Annotated in this window: 17 protein-coding genes and 1 tRNA gene; 12 read left to right on the top strand and 6 right to left on the bottom strand. The window is 73.1% G+C overall.

The features are described from left to right. Window positions 1–20: 20 nt before the first annotated feature. The 11 genes from hprK to EIM48_RS13810 all read left to right on the top strand — a co-directional run bounded on the left by hprK (window position 21) and on the right by EIM48_RS13810 (window position 11,496). Window positions 21–974 carry an HPr(Ser) kinase/phosphatase gene (hprK, locus tag EIM48_RS13860; protein ID WP_019397468.1) on the top strand — a complete coding sequence of 318 codons (954 nt, stop codon included), beginning with the start codon at window positions 21–23 and terminating at the stop codon, window positions 972–974. Then, the gene (gene rapZ, locus EIM48_RS13855) at window positions 971–1,846 is read left to right on the top strand and encodes an RNase adapter RapZ (protein WP_164514589.1); all 876 of its coding nucleotides are present in this window, start codon (window positions 971–973) and stop codon (window positions 1,844–1,846) included. The genes hprK and rapZ overlap by 4 nt, the downstream gene beginning before the upstream one ends. A 78-nt stretch (window positions 1,847–1,924) precedes the next feature. Beyond that, complete coding sequence (locus tag EIM48_RS13850) at window positions 1,925–2,317, top strand: PTS sugar transporter subunit IIA (protein WP_019397466.1); 393 nt, start codon at window positions 1,925–1,927, stop codon at window positions 2,315–2,317. Beyond that, window positions 2,310–2,579, top strand: a complete 270-nt coding sequence (locus EIM48_RS13845) for an HPr family phosphocarrier protein (RefSeq protein WP_028915345.1) — start codon at window positions 2,310–2,312, stop codon at window positions 2,577–2,579. Before EIM48_RS13850 ends, EIM48_RS13845 begins: the two co-directional genes overlap by 8 nt. A gap of 59 nt (window positions 2,580–2,638) precedes the next feature. Continuing rightward, window positions 2,639–4,348: a phosphoenolpyruvate--protein phosphotransferase gene (gene ptsP, locus EIM48_RS13840; protein WP_125108301.1), complete on the top strand. Its 1,710-nt coding sequence runs from the start codon at window positions 2,639–2,641 to the stop codon at window positions 4,346–4,348. A 101-nt stretch (window positions 4,349–4,449) separates the two neighbouring features. Beyond that, complete coding sequence (gene mgtE, locus EIM48_RS13835; RefSeq protein ID WP_019397463.1) at window positions 4,450–5,811, top strand: magnesium transporter; 1,362 nt, start codon at window positions 4,450–4,452, stop codon at window positions 5,809–5,811. A 312-nt stretch (window positions 5,812–6,123) separates the two neighbouring features. Then, entirely contained in the window at window positions 6,124–6,999 is an 876-nt protein-coding gene (locus EIM48_RS13830) for a DNA ligase (RefSeq protein ID WP_125111910.1), read from the top strand. 543 nt (window positions 7,000–7,542) lie between these two features. After that, complete coding sequence (locus tag EIM48_RS15725; protein ID WP_305000371.1) at window positions 7,543–9,300, top strand: S8 family serine peptidase; 1,758 nt, start codon at window positions 7,543–7,545, stop codon at window positions 9,298–9,300. Window positions 9,301–9,326: 26 nt separating this feature from the next. Further along, complete coding sequence (locus tag EIM48_RS15380) at window positions 9,327–10,274, top strand: autotransporter outer membrane beta-barrel domain-containing protein (protein WP_158675220.1); 948 nt, start codon at window positions 9,327–9,329, stop codon at window positions 10,272–10,274. A 134-nt stretch (window positions 10,275–10,408) separates the two neighbouring features. Beyond that, entirely contained in the window at window positions 10,409–11,227 is an 819-nt protein-coding gene (locus EIM48_RS13815) for a prolyl oligopeptidase family serine peptidase (RefSeq protein WP_125076935.1), read from the top strand. Continuing rightward, on the top strand, window positions 11,224–11,496 hold the full coding sequence (locus EIM48_RS13810) for a hypothetical protein (protein ID WP_028915348.1): 273 nt from the start codon (window positions 11,224–11,226) through the stop codon (window positions 11,494–11,496). The genes EIM48_RS13815 and EIM48_RS13810 overlap by 4 nt, the downstream gene beginning before the upstream one ends. A gap of 108 nt (window positions 11,497–11,604) precedes the next feature. Here the strand turns inward: EIM48_RS13810 and pgi are convergent, their stop codons facing one another. From pgi to pcnB, 6 genes are all read right to left on the bottom strand, one after another. Next, complete coding sequence (gene pgi / locus EIM48_RS13805; RefSeq protein WP_125108303.1) at window positions 11,605–13,119, bottom strand: glucose-6-phosphate isomerase; 1,515 nt, start codon at window positions 13,117–13,119, stop codon at window positions 11,605–11,607. After that, entirely contained in the window at window positions 13,119–13,499 is a 381-nt protein-coding gene (gene panD / locus EIM48_RS13800; protein WP_019397457.1) for an aspartate 1-decarboxylase, read from the bottom strand. The genes pgi and panD overlap by 1 nt, the downstream gene beginning before the upstream one ends. A gap of 128 nt (window positions 13,500–13,627) precedes the next feature. Continuing rightward, window positions 13,628–14,470, bottom strand: a complete 843-nt coding sequence (gene panC, locus EIM48_RS13795; RefSeq protein WP_019397456.1) for a pantoate--beta-alanine ligase — start codon at window positions 14,468–14,470, stop codon at window positions 13,628–13,630. Between the two features lie 28 nt (window positions 14,471–14,498). After that, on the bottom strand, window positions 14,499–15,314 hold the full coding sequence (gene panB / locus EIM48_RS13790; RefSeq protein ID WP_019397455.1) for a 3-methyl-2-oxobutanoate hydroxymethyltransferase: 816 nt from the start codon (window positions 15,312–15,314) through the stop codon (window positions 14,499–14,501). A gap of 93 nt (window positions 15,315–15,407) precedes the next feature. After that, window positions 15,408–15,911, bottom strand: coding sequence for a 2-amino-4-hydroxy-6-hydroxymethyldihydropteridine diphosphokinase (gene folK, locus EIM48_RS13785; RefSeq protein WP_019397454.1), 504 nt, complete (start codon window positions 15,909–15,911; stop codon window positions 15,408–15,410). Then, window positions 15,908–17,287 (bottom strand): polynucleotide adenylyltransferase PcnB, encoded by a 1,380-nt coding sequence (gene pcnB / locus EIM48_RS13780; protein WP_125111908.1) that lies wholly within the window; start codon window positions 17,285–17,287, stop codon window positions 15,908–15,910. Before pcnB ends, folK begins: the two co-directional genes overlap by 4 nt. A 59-nt stretch (window positions 17,288–17,346) precedes the next feature. Here pcnB and EIM48_RS13775 point away from each other — a divergent pair. Beyond that, window positions 17,347–17,421, top strand: a tRNA-Glu gene (locus EIM48_RS13775). Window positions 17,422–17,595 lie beyond the last annotated feature (174 nt).

Below are 17,595 nucleotides of genomic sequence, written 5' to 3'. Positions count from 1 at the left end.
GCCAGAAGGACCCGGGCCGCATGAGGAATGCCAGCATCACCGCACGCGAACTGTTCGAGCAGCAGCAGGACAAGTTGTCGCTGCGCTGGCTGGCCGGCCAGAAGGGCGGGTCCCGCGAGATCGACTCCGGCGACACCAATTCCCGCCGCCCCTCGCTGGCCGGCTACCTCAATGCCATCTACCCCAACAAGGTGCAGATCCTCGGCAGCGAGGAACTGGCCTGGCTCGACTCGCTGGACTCGCGCCAGCGCTGGGAAACCATCGAGAAGATCATCCAGGCCCGGCCGCTGGCGCTGGTGATCAGCAAGAACCAGTCCTGCCCCGAGGACCTGCGCGCGGCCGCCGAGGAGACCGATACCCCGCTGTGGGTCTCGCCGCGGCGCGGCCACGAGCTGCTCAACCACCTCTCCTACCACCTGGCCCGTACCCTCGCCCCGCGCGTGACCCTGCACGGGGTGTTCATGGAGATCTATTCCATCGGCGTGCTGATCACCGGCGAGGCCGGCTCGGGCAAGAGCGAGCTGGCGCTGGAACTGCTCAGCCGCGGCCACCGCCTGGTCGCCGACGACGCCCCCGAATTCACCCAGATCGCCCCGGACGTGCTCGACGGCACCTGCCCGGAGCTGTTGCAGGACCTGCTGGAGGTGCGCGGCCTGGGCGTGCTCAACGTGCGCGAGATGTTCGGCGACACCGCGGTCAAGAAGAACAAGTACCTGCGCCTGATCGTGCACCTGACCCGGCCGATGACCGAGCCCTCGCCGCACGGCTACGAGCGCCTGACCGGCGACTCCGGCACCCGCCACGTGCTGGACCTGGACGTGCCGCTGATCACCCTGCCGGTGATGCCCGGCCGCAACCTGGCCGTGCTCACCGAGGCGGCGACCCGCCTGCACATCCTGCGCACCAAGGGCATCGACCCGGCGGCGATGTTCATCGCCCGGCACAGCAACCTGCTGGAGCGCCGCGGCTCATGACCACCACCACCCGCCCCACCCTGGTGATCGTCAGCGGCCTGTCCGGCTCGGGCAAGTCGGTGGCGCTGAAGACCTTCGAGGACCTGGACTACTACTGCGTCGACAACCTGCCGCTGGAGCTGCTGCCGGCCTTCGTCGGCTCGCTGGTGCGCGAGGACGGCCTGCCCGAGCGCATGGCCGTGGGCATCGACGTGCGCAGCCGCAAGGACGACCTCGGCCGCCTGGCCGAGTGGCGCGCCGCGGCCGGGTCGCTGGGCGTGGACGCGCGCCTGCTGTTCTTCGAGGCCGAGGACCACATCCTGCTGCGGCGCTACGCCGACACCCGCCGCCGCCACCCGCTCAGCCGCCTGGGCCTGTCGCTGCCGGAGGCGATCGCGCGCGAGCGCCAGATCATCGCCCCGCTGCGGCGCGAGGCCGACGCGGTGATCGACACCAGCCACCTCAACGTGCACCAGCTGCGGCGCCAGGTCATCACCGGCTTCGCCCTGGAGCACAGCCCGGGCCTGTCCCTGCTGTTCGAGTCCTTCGCCTACAAGCGCGGGGTGCCGGAGGAGGCGGACTTCGTGTTCGATGCCCGGGTCCTGCCCAACCCGCACTGGGAGCCGGAGCTGCGCCCGCTGACCGGCCGCGACCAGCGCGTGCGCGACTACCTGGATGCCCAGCCGGAGGTGGACGCCTACGCCCGCCAGGTGGCGGAGTTCCTGGACACCTGGCTGCCGCGCCTGCGCAACGACACCCGCGCCTACGTGACCGTGGCCTTCGGCTGCACCGGCGGCAAGCACCGCTCGGTGTACCTGGCCGAGCGCCTGGCCGCCCACGCCCGCGAACAGGGCTGGAACGAGGTCGCCACCTACCACCGCGAGCAGGACTGAGCCCCCGCCGCTGCCGCCGGCGGCACCGCCGCGCGGAAAGGCGCGACGGCGGTCGGGGTGCTCTGTTAACTTCCCGCCATGGCATGTGGCATCCTCCTGATCACCCATCCCGGCGTCGGTAGCGCCCTCCTGGCCGTGGCCACGGCCCTGCTGCGCAAGCTGCCGTTGAAGGCGGAAGCCTTCGAGGTCCCGTTCGACGCCGACCCCGACCAGCTCCTGCCGGCCGCCTCCGCGGCGCTGCGGCGGGTCGACGGGGGCGACGGCGTGCTGGTCCTGACCGACCTGTACGGCGCCAGCCCCAGCAACCTCGCCGCCCAGGTGGCAAGGCTCGGCACGCCGGTCCGTCGGGTCTCGGCGCTGAGCCTGCCAATGCTGCTGCGGGTCATGAACTATCCGGAACAGGGACTGGACGAACTGCCCGCCACCGCGGCGGCGGGCGCGCGCAATGGAGCGATCATCGACGATGCTTGAACGTGAACTCACCGTGTCCAACCGCCTGGGCCTGCATGCCCGGGCCACCGCCAAGCTGGTCCAGGCGCTGGCACCCTTCCGCTGCGCCGTGACCCTGCAGGCGAAGGGACGCGAGGTCAACGCCAAGAGCATCATGGGGGTGATGCTGCTGGCCGCCGGCCAGGGCACCCCGGTCACCGTGCGCACCGACGGGGTCGACGAGGCCGAGGCGATGCAGGCCGTGGTCGATCTGTTCGAGAACCGGTTCGACGAGGACGCCTGAGCCATGCGCGGGCCGGGCCGCCAGCACGCGTCGCCGCGCCCGTCCAGGGGGACGCCCGGATGAGGCTGGCCTTCGCCGGGCATGGCGCTTCCCGCGGCCTGGCCCTGGGCCGGGCCCGGGTCCGCCTCCCGCACGCGCTGGAGGTGACCGAGCAGCGGCTGCCGGCCTCGCGGGTCAAGGAGGAGGCCGCGCGCCTGCACGGGGCCCTGGAGGCCACCCGTGCCGAGATGCGCACCCTGCGCGAGAAGCTGCAGGGCGCGCTGTCGAAGGAAGCCATCGAATTCATCGACCTGCACGCGCTGCTGCTGGACGACCCGGAGCTGGTGCAGGCGCTGGAGGCCCTGATCCAGCAGGAACGCTATTCGGCCGGCTACGCCCTGCGCGTGCAGCGCGACCGCCTGGCCGCGGTGTTCCAGTCCATGGACGACCCCTACCTGCGGGCCCGCCTGGACGACCTGGACCACATCATCGGCCGGGTCAACGCCCACCTGCACAAGCACGACCCGCTGCCGCGCGGCACCGCCGGCGAGGTCCTGGTGTGCGAGAACGTGGCCCCGTCCGAGCTGGCCCAGCTGCAGGCCCAGGGCGTGGTGGCGATCGTCTCCGCCGGCGGCAGCCCGCTGTCGCACACCGCCATCCTCGCCCGCAGCCTGCACATGCCGCTGGTGGTCGGCGCGGCCGAGGCGCTGTCGCGGATCAACGATGGCGACGTGCTGATGGTCGACGGCGAGAGCGGCCAGCTGGTGCTGGACCCGGACGCCGCCGACCTGCGCCGCTACCGCGAGCTGCAGCAGCGCGAACAGCGCGAGCGGCGCGACCTGGAGCGGCTGCGCAGCAAGCCCACCCGCACCCGCGACGGGGTCGACATCGCCCTGTACGCCAATGCCGAGTCGCGCGAGGACGTGGCCCGCGCCCACGCGCTCGGCGCGGCCGGCGTGGGCCTGTACCGCACCGAGTTCCTGTTCCTGCAGGACCGCGAGTCGCCGGGCGAGGAAGAGCAGTACCTGGCCTACCGCGACGCGGTCCTGGCCATGGGGGGGCGCCCGGTCACCTTCCGCACGCTGGACCTGGGCGCGGACAAGGCCGACCGCGCCGGCCTGGCCCTGGCCAACGAGGCCAACCCGGCGCTGGGCGTGCGCGGCGTGCGCCTGTCGCTGCTGTACGACGCGGTGTTCGACACCCAGCTGCGCGCCATCGTCCGCGCCTCGGCCTACGGCCCGGTGCGGGTGCTGGTGCCGATGGTCTCCTGCCGCGAGGAAATGCTGATCGTGCGCCGCCGCCTGCGCCGCGCGGTGGCCGCGGTGCGCCGCCGCGGCATCGCCGCGGAGGTGCCGCCGCTGGGGGCGATGATCGAGGTGCCGGCCGCGGCGATCGGCGTGCACGGCCTGGCCGACGCGGTCGACTTCCTCTCGGTGGGCACCAACGACCTGGTGCAGTACCTGCTGGCGGTGGACCGCAACAACGACGCCCTCGGCGACCTGTACTCGCCGCTGCACCCGGGCGTGCTGCGCCTGCTTGCGCACGTGCTGCGCGCCGGCGCCGAGCACCGCGTGCCGGTGGCCGTGTGCGGCGAGATGGCCGGCGACCCGCGCCTGGCACCGCTGCTGCTGGCCCTGGGCCTGCGCGAGTTCAGCCTGCATCCGGCCGGCCTGCTGGAACTGCGCCGCACCATCCGCGAATGCGACCTGGCACGGCTGCAGGAACGCGCCCCTCGCCTGCTGCAGGCGCGCGACCGGCGCGGCATCGAGCGCTGGCTGGAATCGGCCTGACCCTATCCAAACGCGACGGGCGCGGGGGATAATGCCTGCCATGAACGCCTGACCTGCCGCGCGCCTCCCGTTGCGGCATCGCCCCCAACCCGGAGCCGCGCATGGCCGAAGCCGTCCGCCACGACAAGACCGCGCGCCAGCTGCGCCTGCTGTCCGACGCGCTGGACAGCGGCCGGCTCGGCCCGGTGCGGCGGCTGGTCAACACCCTCTCCCCCGCCGAGATCGGCAACCTGCTGGAATCGCTGCCGCCGGGCAAGCGCGAGGTGGTGTGGGGCCTGGTCGACGCCGAGGACGACGGCGAGGTGCTGCTGCACGTCGGCGACGAGGTGCGCGAGAGCCTGATCGCCGACATGGACCCGGACGAGCTGGTCGCGGCGGTCGAGGACCTGGACATCGACGACCTGGCCGACCTGGTCGAGGACCTGCCGGACACGGTGATTGACGAGGTCCTCAAGTCGATGGACCGCGAGAACCGGGAACGGCTGGAGCAGGTGCTGTCCTACCCGGAGGACACCGCCGGCCGCCTGATGAACCCGGATGTGGTCACCGTGCGCGCCGACGTCAACGTCGACGTGGTCCTGCGCTACCTGCGCCTGCGCGGCGAGCTGCCCGACCACACCGACCACCTGTACGTGGTCAGCCGCCGCCACCAGTACCTGGGCCGGGTTTCGCTGGCCGCGCTGGTGACCCACGAGGACTCCACCCCGATCAACCGCCTGATCGACGACGAGCAGCCGGCGATCGACGTGGGCGAGAGCGCCCAGGAAGTGGCGCGCCGCTTCTCCGACCACGACTGGGTTTCGGCCCCGGTGGTGGACGAGAACAACATCCTGCTCGGCCGCATCACCATCGACGACGTGGTCGACATCATCCGCGAGCAGGCCGAGCACCAGGCACTGGGCGCCGCCGGCCTGGACGAGGACGAGGACCTGTTCTCGCCGGTCAAGCGCGCCGTGCGCGGCCGCGTGGTGTGGCTGGGCATCAACCTGTTCACCGCCTTCATGGCCGCCGGCGTGATCGGCCAGTTCGAGGCCACCCTGGAGAAGGTGGTGGCACTGGCGGTGCTGATGCCGATCGTGGCCGGCATCGGCGGCAACGCCGCGGTGCAGGTGCTGACCCTGATGGTGCGCGGCCTGGCCCTGGGCCAGGTGGGCTCGAGCAACGCCGGCATCCTGATGTGGAAGGAGATCCGCGTCGCCCTGATCAACGGCGTGCTGATCGGCGGCATCGTCGGCCTGATCGCGCTGCTGTGGTTCGGCGACCCGGTGCTGTCGCTGGTGATCGCCCTGGCCCTGGTGATCAACTTCTGCGCCGCCGCCAGTGCCGGCGTGCTGCTGCCTCTGCTGCTGCGGCGGATGAACATCGACCCGGCGGTAGCCGGCACCGTGGTGGTCACCGCGGTCACCGACGTGATGGGCTTCTTCTGCTTCCTCGGCCTGGCCACGGCGATCCTGCTGCACTGAACGCCCCGGCCAGGCCGGCGCCAGCCACGAAGCCACGGTTGCCCGGGTACCGGTCGGGCCCGGCTCTGCATTCCTTCCCCGCTTCGTGCCGCCTGCGGCAGCGCGCCCCGGCCGCAGCCGCGTTCCCGCCCGGCCAACACCGCCTGCGCCACCCCACGGCACGCCGCGCGGACCGTTTGCCGCCCGCCCAGCCGCGCGGTGCGTGCCGACAGCACGCCACAAGGCTTTCCTACAGCCGGCGCCGGCAGCGCCCGATTACGCGCGCCCGCGCAACGCGGGAAGCTGCGGTCCCCGCGGACCACCGCCCTGCCCATGCGCCTGCTGCTGCTCGCCCTGCTCTGCCTGCTGCCTGCCGCCACGTTGCCGGCGGCCCCGGCCACGCCCGCGCCGATGCTGGCCTCGACCTGGCGCGGCGACCAGCCGGTGCACGCCTTCCTGGTCAGCGAGAAGCTGGACGGCGTGCGTGCGCGCTGGGACGGGCGCCGGCTATGGACCCGCGGTGGCGCGCCAGTCCCCGCGCCCGCGGGGTTCACCCGCGGCTGGCCGGCCGAGCCCATGGATGGCGAACTGTGGCTGGGCCGCGGCCGCTTCGACGAGCTCGGCGCCCTGGTCCGCCGCGTCGGCGGCACCGCCGCGGACTGGCAGGGCGTGCGCTTCATGCTGTTCGACCTGCCCGCGCACCCCGGGCCGTTCGCGCAACGGCTGCAGCGCATGCGCGAGCTGGTGGCCGCCGCGCGCAGCCCGACCCTGGCCCTGGTTGAACAGCGCCGGTTCGATTCGGCCGCGGCGCTGGACGCGGAACTGGCGCGGGTGGTCGCCGCCGGCGGCGAAGGCCTGGTCCTGCATCGGGCCGACGGCCTGTACCGATCCGGACGCAGCGACACCCTGTTCAAGTACAAGCCACACGAAGACGCCGAGGCCCAGGTCCTCGCCCACCTCCCCGGCAAGGGCCGCCACCACGGCCGCATGGGCGCGCTGCTGGTGCGCACCGCCGACGGCCGCCAGTTCCGCATCGGCAGTGGCTTCAGCGACGCCCAGCGCGAGGCCCCGCCTCCGGTGGGCAGCTGGGTCACCTACCGCTACAGCGGCCTGACCGGCAACGGCCTGCCTCGCTTCCCCCGCTTCCTGCGCATCCGCCACGAACTGCCGCCGCCGGAGCCGGGCCGGCCAGCCGCCGCCACGCGCTGATCATCCTTGCCCGCTGGCCGCGCCACCCGGAGCGGCGGCGCCCCCCTGCGCCCCGGCCGTCCGGTCGTGCCCTGGCAGTCCCCCCTTGGCACCTGGCCAGGCGCGTTGGCGCTCCTGGCTCTTCCCCGCCGCGCCCTCGGGCCGCCCCCTTGCTGCTGGCGCCGCCTGCGCTCCCTCCCCCGGGCTCCCTTCTGCCGGGCTCCCCTCCGCCTTGCGTGCCAACCCCGGCAGCCCCTGCACCTGCCGCACCGCATCCGGTCGCTGTCACGGGCGGTGGCGCCCCGCAGACGCCCACGGCGAGGCGCCCGGAGCGCCCCGCACCAATGTGGCCGTTGTCCCATTTCACGCAATCGACAGAAACCTGAATACGGAATTGTGCACTGCGTCCTCCAGAGCCGCCGGTCCGCGCCGACCCAAGCGGTGCAGCCCGCAATCCCCCCGGTCCGCGCGGCTGCACTGTCGCCGCCGCCCGCTCGCGCAAGCAGCAGCTCCTCCCCCGGGCGGCGGCGGCGACAGGCCGGAACCGCAAGCGTGAGGTAGCAAGTGTCCAAGCTGCAGCGTGCCCCGCTCACCGTGGCCCTGGCCCTGGCCCTGGCCCTGTCGGCCTGCGGTGGCGGCGGTGGAACCAAGTCCAACCCGCCGGCTGCCCCCGAGCCGGCACGACCCGCCCCGTCGCAGCCGTCCCAGCCCAGCCAGCCGGCCACGCCGGCGCAGCCGGACCCGCTGCCGGGCACCGACTGCAGCAGCGCGGGCTCGGCCCAGTCCTGCCACTACCGCTACAAGGGCGTGCAGGACAACCTGCTGGTGCCCACCGGCGCGCTCGCCGCGCACGAGGCCGGCCTGACCGGCAAGGGCGTCAAGGTCGGCCTGCTCGACGGCCAGCACGAAGTGGCCTACGCCCCCCTCGACGGCCGCGTGGCCTGGTACCGCGACTACACCGGCAAGAGCGAATACGACAGCTACGGCCACGGCGCGGTCGTGGCCGCGGCCCTCGCCGGCCGCGCGGTCAGCGGCTTCGGCGGCGGCGTCGCCCCGGAAGCGGAGCTGTACTGGGGCGTCACCTGCTACAACAACTGGTGCACCGCGGACATGGCGCGCGACGCCATCGCCGACATGGGCAGCCGCGGCGTGCGCCTGTACAACTGGTCGGTGGGCACCACCGCCACCGACGAGGACAACCTGCGCCGCCAGGCCGAGGGCTACGCGCAGTGGCTGCGCGGCGTGATCGACGTGGACGGCCTGCTGGTCGCGGCGGCCGGCAACGACTCCAGCCCCGAGCCGTCCACCACTTCGCTGATGCCGCGCTTCATGCAGGAATGGAACAGGCACCTGCTGGTGGTGGCAGCGGTGGACCTCGACAAGAGCGGCAAGGCCACCGGCCTGGCCGACTACAGCAACGCCTGCGGCAGCGCCGCCTCCTGGTGCCTGGTGGCCCCGGGCCTGGTCGCGGTGCCGGGCGTGGACGGCACCCAGTTCAAGGGCCGCGCCTCGGGCACCTCGCTGGCCGCCCCGGCGGTCACCGGCACGGCGGCGATGGTGTGGCAGGCGTTCCCGTGGATGAGCGCCAGCAACGTGCAGCAGACCATCCTGACCACGGCCACCGACCTGGGCCAGCCGGGCGTCGACGCGGTGTACGGCTGGGGCCTGCTCAACGCCAACAAGGCCGTGCGCGGCCCCGGCGCGTTCACCGACACCTTCACCGCCCACGTCCCCTCCGGCAGCTACGCCTTCGCCAACGACATCGGCGGCAGCGGCGGCCTGACCAAGACCGGCGCCGGCAGCCTGTGGCTGACCGGCCAGAACAGCTACACCGGCCTGACCCACGTCCAGGGCGGCCATCTGGGCATGCCCCGCGGCACCGCCGGCAGCGTGCGCGTCGGCAACGGCGCGGTGTTCCAGGGCGCCGGACGGATCGGCGGCGACTTCACCGCCAGCCCCCAGGCCACCACCGCCATCGCCATCGGCGAGCCGCTGCAAGTGCAGGGCCAGGCCAACCTCGCCGGCACCCTGCACCTGCTGGCGCCGGCCCCGGGCTACCCGGTGGGCAGCAGCGAGCGCCTGATGGGTTACCGCTCGCATACCGGCGCGTTCTCCGCAGTCACCTACGGCAGCGGCTTCTTCTACACCGCCCAGCTGGACTACGGCAGCAACAGCCTGGACGCGAGGCTGGAGCGCACCAGCGCCGCCAGCACCGCCAGCGCGCTGGGCGCGCCGCAGGCAGTGGTGGACGGCGCGCGCATGGCCGACGGCCTGCTCGACCACCCGCCGGCCTGCAGCCGGGTGGCGGCAACGACGCCCTGATCGACCTGGTCGGCAAGCTGGCCAGCGTGCCCACGCCCGCCGAGGCCGAGGCCTCGCTGGCCAGCCTGGCCGCCGAGGTGCACGGCACCGCGCGCGCGGTGGCGGTGCAGCAGGCCGTGGCCGCCACCCAGCGCCTGGCCGACCGCGTGGCCCTGCTGGAACCGGAAGCCGCCGGCTTCTGGGGCAGCGCCACTGCCCAGGCGGGCGCATTCGAGCGGCCCGGCTTTGCCGATGCCGACTGGCACGCCACCGGCTTCACCGCCGGCGTGGACCACGCCTTCGGCCCGCTGCTGGCCGGCGCCGCGCTCAACAGCGGGCGCAGCCGTGCCGACCTGGACGCGATCGGCGGCGGCTTCGATGCCGATTCCGCCGGCCTGGACCTGTACGCGCGCCTGGCCACCGAAAGCGGCTACCTGTCCGCCAGCCTGGGCTACGAGCGCGCCTCGGTGGATACCCACCGCACGGTACTCGTCGGCGACCAGGCCATGGCCGTGTCCGGCGGCCACACCGATACCACCCTCAGCGCGCGCCTGGAGGCCGGGCGCGAGGTCTATGCCGGCGTGACCCCGTTCGTCGCTGCTGGCTGGATCCGCCACCGCCAGGGCGCGCTGCACGAGGCCGGCGGACAGGGCCTGGAACTGCGCGCCGACGCGGATGCCAGCGAAGTCCGCTACGGCGAGCTGGGCCTGCGCCTGCGCCTGGTCCGCGACCGCCTGTCGCTGCACGGGCTGGCCGCCGGGCGCTGGCTGTCCGGCGACACCGATGCCGGCTTCCCGGCCTGGTTCGCCGAAGCCCCCGGGGTGCTGGTCCCGGTCAGCGGGCAGCAGGTGCCGGAACACGGCGCGCGCGCGGCCGCCGGACTGGACTACGCCCGCTCGGCGCGCTCGCACTGGAGCCTGGACGTGGGCGCCGACCACGGTGCCGGCCACGCCGACGACGTGTACATCAGCGCCGGCTACCGCCGCGCCTTCTGAGCCCGGTCCCGACGCCGCCGGCACGGCCCCGCTCCGGTGGGGCCGTGCCGTTTCCGGGAGTGCAGGCGTCGCAGCGCTCACTGCGGCTTGCTCCGCCGGCGTCCACAATGGATGCCCGCCGCGGAGGAGCACCGATGCATCCGTACCGTTTACTCTGGCTGCTTGTCCTGCTTGCCTGCCTGCCCGTGAGTGCCTGCCAGACCCCGCCATCGCTGCCGGACACCGGCGGCTTCGTCCAGCGCGAGCTGGAGTTCGAGGGACGCGTCCACCGCTACGCGGTGTTCGTGCCGGCCGCGGCACGCCGCGGCGGACCGCTGCCGGTGGTGCTGTTCCTGCACGGTTCCGGCGAGCGCGGCGAGGACGGCCAGGCCCAGACCACGGCCGGCCTGGGCCCGTACCTGCGCCGCCATGCCGGCGCCTTCCCGGCCCTGGTGGTGATGCCGCAGGTGCGCCGGGGCGAGGAATGGACCGGGGCCAACGCGCGCATGGCGCTGGCGGCGCTGGACGCGGCCAGCGCCGAGTTCGGCGGCGACCCGGCGCGCACCTACGCCACCGGCATGTCGATGGGCGGCTATGGCACCTGGGAAGTCGCCCTGCTGGCACCTGACCGCTTCGCCGCGCTGGTGCCGGTGTGCGCCGGCGTGCTCGCGCCGCGCGCAGTGCGCCCTACCCTTTACGTCACGCCCGTGGCCGGCGAGCCCGACCCGCATGCGGCACTGGTGCAGCGCCTGCGCCACCTGCCGGTATGGATGTTCCATGGCGCGCGCGACGACGTGGTGCTGCCGCACGACACCCGTCGCGTGTACCAGCTCGCGCGCCAGGCCGGCGCGGATTTCCGCTATACCGAATACCCCGAAGGCAACCACAATGCCTGGGACGCGACCTATGCCGATCCCGCGATGTGGGACTGGCTGTTCGCCCAGCGCCTGCCCCCCGACCGGACTCCACCGTGACCCTGCTGATCGACGACTACTTCCAGCCCGGCTGGCGCGAGCGCGCGGTCGTCTGCGCCGCCTGCGAATGGGAGGGCGACAGCCGCGCCATGGTGCTGGAGCCGCACGAGGACCTCAGTGAGTACCTGTGCCCGCGCTGCGAGGACATCGTGCTGGTGGTGCGGCATCCGGACCTGGAGCAGGTGCGGGCGGCGGCCGCCGCCGGGCACCCGGAGGCGCTGGAGCAGCTGGCGCTGCTGCAGGAATACCTGGCGCAGCAGCGGGACTGAAGCCGGCCGCCTCCCGGTGCCGGCCACGCCCGGGGCTACATGGACGAAGGGCGCCCGCCTCGCGGCGGACGCCCCTCGCGTACCGGCAGCCCTGGCTGCCGCGCCGGCTCAGCCGCGCAGGCGCGCGATCAGCGCCGCGGTCACCGGGTCGGAGGCCTGGCTCTCGCCGCGCAGCGCCGGCAGCAGGGTATTGGCCACCTGCTTGCCCAGCTCCACGCCGAACTGGTCGAAGGCGTTGATGCCCCAGGCCACCGACTGCACGTACACGCTGTGCTCGTACATGGCCAGCAGCGCGCCCAGCGAACGCGGGGTCAGCGACTCCAGCAGGATGGTGGTGCTGGGGCGGTTGCCCGGGTAGGCGCGGTGCGGATCCTCGCTGGACTGGCCGTTGGCCAGGGCCTCGGTCTGCGCCAGCAGGTTGGACAGCAGCGCCTCGTGGTTCTGCGCGTACGGGTCGTCGTTGCGCACGGTGCCGATGAAATCGGCCGGGACGATGCCGGTGCCCTGGTGCAGGGCCTGGAAGAAGCTGTGCTGCACGTCGGTGCCGGCGCCGCCCCACCACACCGGAACGGTGTCGCCATCGACCGGGCTGCCGTCGACCTTGACCCGCTTGCCCAGCGATTCCATCACCAGCTGCTGCAGGTAGGCCGGCAGCAGGGCCAGGCGCTGGTCGTAGGTCAGCACCGCGTGCGAGGCCAGGCCCAGCGCATTGCGGTTCCACACCGCGGTCAGGCCGTGGCGCACGGCGAGGTTGGCTTCCAGCGGCGCTTCCAGCACGTGGCGGTCGAACTCGGCCGCGCCGGCCAGCAGCTGGTCGAAGGCTTCGGTGCCGATCGCCAGCGCGATCGGGAAGCCGACCGCCGACCACAGCGAGTAGCGGCCACCGACCCAGTCCCACATCGGCAGCACCCGCTCGGCGGCGATGTCGAACGCCTTGGCGGCGCGCTCGGGGTTGGCGCTGACCGCGTAGATGCGCCCGCTGCCGTCCAGCCAGTCGCGCACGATGGCGCCGTTGAGCAGGGTTTCCTGGGTGCCGAAGGTCTTGGAGATGAACACCGCCGCGGTGCGCTTCGGGTCCAGCGGTGCCAGCACGCGCTGCGCGGCGGCGCCGTCGACGTTGGAGATGAAGTGCACGCGGAAGCGGCCCGGCAGCGCGCCGCGCAGGGCGTCGGCCACCAGGCGCGGCCCCAGGTCCGAGCCGCCGATGCCGACGCTGACGATGTCGGTGACCTCGCTGGCCTCCAGCTCGCGCACCAGCGCGTACATGCGCTGGCGCACCGCGGCCGCCGTCTCGTACGCCTCGCGCGCCACCGGCGCCTGCGACAGGTCGCCGCGCAGCGCGGTGTGCAGCACCGAGCGGCCCTCGGTCAGGTTGATCTTCTCGCCGTCGAACAGGCGCCGGAACGCGACCGGCAGCTCGAGCTGGCGACCCAGCTGCAGCAGCGCGTCCCAGGCCGCGGCGTCGTAGCGCTGGCGGGCGAAGGTCGCGTACAGCGGCCCGACCTGCAGCGCGTGGGCCTCCACCCGCCCCGGTTCGTCTTTCAGCAGCCCGGCGATGCTGGCGCCGGAAAGACGCGCGGCGTGGGACTGGAGGGTGTCGAGACCGGGGGCGGATGTCGTCATCAGGCAGCCTGCTTGGGGATGGAGTGGTTGGTATGGGTGATGCGGTTCTGGCCGTCCACGTACACCAGCTTCGGCTGGAACGCGTCGGCCTCGGCGGCGTCCATCGACGCGAACGCGGCGATGATCACCAGGTCGCCCACCTGCACGTGGCGCGCGGCGCCGCCGTTGAGCGAGATGATGCCGCTGCCCTCGTCGGCGCGGATGGCGTAGGTGGTGAAGCGCGCGCCGTTGGTCACGTCCCACACGTGCACCTGCTCGAACTCGCGGATGCCGGTGGCGTCCAGCAGCAGGCCGTCGATCGCCACCGAGCCCTCGTAGTTGAGCTCGGAGTGGGTGACGGTCGCGCGGTGGATCTTGGCTTTGAGCAGGGTCAGGTGCATGGGGGGACTCCGGGTCTTGGATGGTAGCAATGCCCGCGGCGGCGGTGCGACCACGGGCAAGCGGCGCATGCGGGACAGGCCGTTGCATGCGAAACGTAGGTTGGCCGCGGGCCGGGCGGCCCGCCGGCTCAGAACTCGAGGTTGTCGATCAGGCGGGTGCTGCCCAGGCGCGCGGCGACCAGCGCCACCCGTGGGCCTGCCTCGCCCTCGGCCGGTTCGGACAGGTCCGGCCGGCGCAGCACGGCGTAGTCGACCTCGAACCCGGCCTGCACCAGGGCGGCGCGGCCATCGGCCTCCACCCGGGCACGCGGGGTGCCGGCCAGGTGGGCGTCGCGCATCGCGCACAGCACGCGGTGGATGGTGGCCGCGCGCGGCCGCTCCTCCGGCCCCAGGTACTGGTTGCGCGAGCTCATCGCCAGGCCGTCGGCCTCGCGCACGATCGGGCCGCCGACGATCTCGATCGGGAACTGCAGGTCGGCCACCAGCTGCCGGATCACCGCCAGCTGCTGGTAGTCCTTGCGCCCGAACGCGGCCACGTCCGGCTGCACCTGGTTGAACAGGCGGCTGACCACGGTGCACACGCCGTCGAAGTGCCCGGGGCGGCACTCGCCCTCCAGCACCTGGCTCACGCCCGGCACGTGCACCTTCGAGGCCAGCTCCACGCCGAACGGATACATCGACTCGACCGTCGGCAGCCACAGCACGTCGCAGCCGGCGGCCTCCAGGCCTTCGGTGTCGGCGTCGGGCGTGCGCGGGTAGCGGGTGAAGTCCTCGTTGGGCCCGAACTGGGTCGGATTGACGAACACGCTGGAGACCACGCGGTCCACGTACTGGCGGACCAGCCGCACCAGCGAGAAGTGGCCGGCGTGCAGGTTGCCCATGGTGGGCACGAAGCCCACGCGCAGGCCCTCGCGCTTCCAGCCGCGCACGCGTTCGCGCAGCGCGTCCAGTTCGGTAATGGTTTCGATCATCGGTACTGCCAGGAAGAGGGGGAAAGGCTCAGGCGTAGGCGTGCGCGGCGTCGGGGAAGCTGCCGTCGCGCACGGCCTCGGCGTAGGCGCGCACGGCGCCGGCCACCGAGCCGCCTTCGGCCAGGAAATCCTTGACGAAGCGCGGGCGGCGGTGGCCGCTGTCCAGCCCGAGGAAGTCGTGCAGCACCAGCACCTGGCCGTCGCAGTGCGGGCCGGCGCCGATGCCGATGGTGGGGATGTCGAGCGAAGCGGTGATCTGCTGCGCCAGCGGGGTCGGCACGCATTCGAGCACCAGCAGCGAGGCGCCGGCCTCCTGCACCGCCAGGGCGTCGGCGCGCAGCCGCGCCGCGGCCTGCTCCTCGCGACCCTGCACCTTGAAGCCGCCGAGCTTGAGCACCGACTGCGGGGTCAGGCCCAGGTGCGCGCACACCGGGATGTCGCGCCCGGCGAGGAAGCGGATCACCTCCAGCTTGGGCCCGGCGCCTTCCAGCTTGACCATCTGCGCGCCGGCCTGCAGCAGCGCCACCGCGGCGTCCAGCGCCCGCTCCGGGGTCGCATCGGACTGGAACGGCAGGTCGCTCAGCAGCAGCGCCTGCTTCAGCGCGCGGGCCACGGCCGCGGTGTGGTAGGCCATGTCGGCCACCGTCACCGGCAGGGTCGAGTCGTGGCCCTGCACCACCATGCCCAGCGAATCGCCGACCAGCACCAGGTCGATCCCGTTCTGGTCCATGACCCGGGCGAAGCCGGCGTCGTACGCGGTCAGCATCGCCAGGCGACGCCCCTGGCGCTTGGCCTCGGCCAGCGCGGGGACGGTCCAGGGCTTTTGCTCGGCATGTACGCTCATTTCGGTATCCGGTTCGGCAAGCCGCGCATTATCGCGCAAAACCCCGCCCTGCCCCGGCTGCCATCGGTCACGCAGCGTCCCGCGGGCGTGGCTTCAGCCCGGCGCCAGCGGTTCCACCCCGCCAGCATCGACCGTACGCAGGGCCGCGGCGACCGTGCCGTGCCCGGGAATCGGCGCCTCCGGGGCGATCTCCGCCAGCGGCACCAGCACGAAGGCACGCTGGTGCAGGTACGGGTGCGGCACCTGCAGGCCGGGCAGGTCCAATACCTGGTCGCCATACAGCAGCAGGTCCAGGTCGAGCATGCGCGGGCCCCAGCGGGTGGCTTCGCCGCCGCGCACGCGGCCGGCGCGGCGCTCGATGTCCAGCAACCCGGCCAGCAGCTCCGGCGCCGGCAGCGTGGTCTCGAGCACGGCCGCGGCGTTGATGAAGTCCGGCTGGTCGGTGCGCCCCCAGGCGGGGGTGCGGTACAGCCGCGAGGCCGCCAGCAGGCGGGTACCGGGCAAGGCGTCCAGCGCCGGGAAGGCCGCGCGCACGCTGGCGGCGGCCTCGCCCAGGTTCGCGCCCAGGCCGATGCAGGCGCGGACCGGCGTGTTCATTCGGAGGCGGCGGCAGTCCCGCGGCGACGCCGGCGGCGGCGCCGGCGCGGCGCGCCTTCCAGGTCGCCCTCCTCGCCGCCGCCGGCCTCGAGGCTGGCGGCCAGGGCGTCGCCGGAGCTGCACTGGGCCTCGCGCCAGAACTCCACGTCGGCGGCGTGGTTCTCCGAGGCGGCCAGGCGCAGCACCAGGAAGTCGTAGGCAGCGCGGAAGCGCGGGTGCGCCAGCAGCCGGAACACGCGCTTGCGCTGGCGGGTGGAGAAGCGCGACTGCAGCAGCCAGATTTCCTGCATCGGCAGGGAGAAGCGCTTGGGCAGGGCGATGGTCTGCACCTGGTGCAGGGTCACCCGGTCGGCGGCGCGGCGCTGCGCCTCCTCGGCCGGCATGCCCTGCGCCTGCAGCCCGGCCAGGGCGCGGCAGTACGCCGGCCACAGCAGCAGCGCGAACAGGAACGCCGGCGAGACCGGCTCGTCCGCGGCCACGCGGGCGTCGGTACCGGCCAGCCCCTGCAGGACCATCCGCCGCAATGCGCCGCTGCGGTTGGAACGCAGCGCGGCCGCGGTCTCCGGCATCAGCGCCGGCAACAGGCCGTGGCGCTCCAGGCCCTCGAAGCTGGCCACCGCATGCCCGGACAGGAACAACTTGAGCATCTCCTCGAACAAGCGCGCCGGGGCGGCCTCGGCCAGCAGCCCGGCCAGGCGCGGGATCGGCTCGGCGGTGGGCGGGTCGATGCTGAAGCCCAGCTTGGCCGCCAGGCGCACCGCGCGCAGCATGCGCACCGGGTCCTCGCGGTAGCGGGTTTCCGGATCGCCGATCAGGCGCATGCGCCGCGCCAGCACGTCCTCGAAGCCGCCGGTGTAGTCGCGCACCGAGAAATCCTCGATCGCGTAGTACAGGGCGTTGCAGGTGAAGTCGCGGCGGACCGCGTCCTCCTCGATGGTGCCGTAGACGTTGTCGCGGACCAGGCGCCCGTCCTCGATCTCGCGGTCGCCGCTGCCGTCGTCGCTGTTGGCGCGGAAGGTGGCCACCTCGATGATCTCGCGCCCGTACACCACGTGGGCCAGGCGGAAGCGGCGGCCGATCAGGCGGCAGTTGCGGAACAGCTGCTTGACCTGCTCGGGCGTGGCGTCGGTGGCCACGTCGAAGTCCTTGGGGTGCATGCCCAGCAGCAGGTCGCGGACCGCGCCGCCGACCAGGAACGCGCCAAAGCCGGCCTCGCGCAGCCGGTAGAGCACGCGCAGGGCGTTGGGGCTTATGTCCTTGCGTGAGATCGGGTGCTGGTCGCGCGGAACGCTGCGCAGGACAGGTTGCGGGATGGCTTGCGGATCGATGGGAGTGCTTCCGTGGACTTGGCTGGAAAAATTTTTCGCCGGGGGCATTGCCGTCCGGCTGGCGGGTGAATATACTAGCGCGCCTTCGCTGGGAACACCCGCACAACGCTCCCTTCGTCTAGCGGTTAGGACGTGGCCCTCTCAAGGCTAAAACAGGGGTTCGAGTCCCCTAGGGAGCGCCAGCGGTGCCACAGCGAAGCAGACGAAAGACCCCGCCCCGGCGGGGTTTTTTGTTGCCCGCGCACCGTGGCCGGCGCAAGAGGAAGCCCCGCGTTGCGGGGCTTCGTCGTTTCCGGCCGGGGCCCGTGGCTGGGCCGGGATGCCCGGATGGTGCCACTCCATCCGGGCAAGCAACG

Source organism: Pseudoxanthomonas sp. SGNA-20, assembly GCF_003931635.1.
Taxonomy (GTDB): Bacteria; Pseudomonadota; Gammaproteobacteria; order Xanthomonadales; family Xanthomonadaceae; genus Pseudoxanthomonas.
This window is presented reverse-complemented; position numbering and strand designations above follow the sequence as displayed.

Bases quoted from the DNA above. Each gene is read 5' to 3' on its own strand.
- hprK (WP_019397468.1), top strand. From the start codon at position 21: ATGAGGAATGCCAGCATCACCGCACGCGAACTGTTCGAGCAGCAGCAG.
- rapZ (WP_164514589.1), top strand. From the start codon at position 971: ATGACCACCACCACCCGCCCCACCCTGGTGATCGTCAGCGGCCTGTCC.
- EIM48_RS13850 (WP_019397466.1), top strand. From the start codon at position 1,925: ATGGCATGTGGCATCCTCCTGATCACCCATCCCGGCGTCGGTAGCGCC.
- EIM48_RS13845 (WP_028915345.1), top strand. From the start codon at position 2,310: ATGCTTGAACGTGAACTCACCGTGTCCAACCGCCTGGGCCTGCATGCC.
- ptsP (WP_125108301.1), top strand. From the start codon at position 2,639: ATGAGGCTGGCCTTCGCCGGGCATGGCGCTTCCCGCGGCCTGGCCCTG.
- mgtE (WP_019397463.1), top strand. From the start codon at position 4,450: ATGGCCGAAGCCGTCCGCCACGACAAGACCGCGCGCCAGCTGCGCCTG.
- EIM48_RS13830 (WP_125111910.1), top strand. From the start codon at position 6,124: ATGCGCCTGCTGCTGCTCGCCCTGCTCTGCCTGCTGCCTGCCGCCACG.
- EIM48_RS13815 (WP_125076935.1), top strand. From the start codon at position 10,409: ATGCATCCGTACCGTTTACTCTGGCTGCTTGTCCTGCTTGCCTGCCTG.
- pgi (WP_125108303.1), bottom strand. From the start codon at position 13,119: ATGACGACATCCGCCCCCGGTCTCGACACCCTCCAGTCCCACGCCGCG.
- panD (WP_019397457.1), bottom strand. From the start codon at position 13,499: ATGCACCTGACCCTGCTCAAAGCCAAGATCCACCGCGCGACCGTCACC.
- panC (WP_019397456.1), bottom strand. From the start codon at position 14,470: ATGATCGAAACCATTACCGAACTGGACGCGCTGCGCGAACGCGTGCGC.
- panB (WP_019397455.1), bottom strand. From the start codon at position 15,314: ATGAGCGTACATGCCGAGCAAAAGCCCTGGACCGTCCCCGCGCTGGCC.
- folK (WP_019397454.1), bottom strand. From the start codon at position 15,911: ATGAACACGCCGGTCCGCGCCTGCATCGGCCTGGGCGCGAACCTGGGC.
- pcnB (WP_125111908.1), bottom strand. From the start codon at position 17,287: ATGCCCCCGGCGAAAAATTTTTCCAGCCAAGTCCACGGAAGCACTCCC.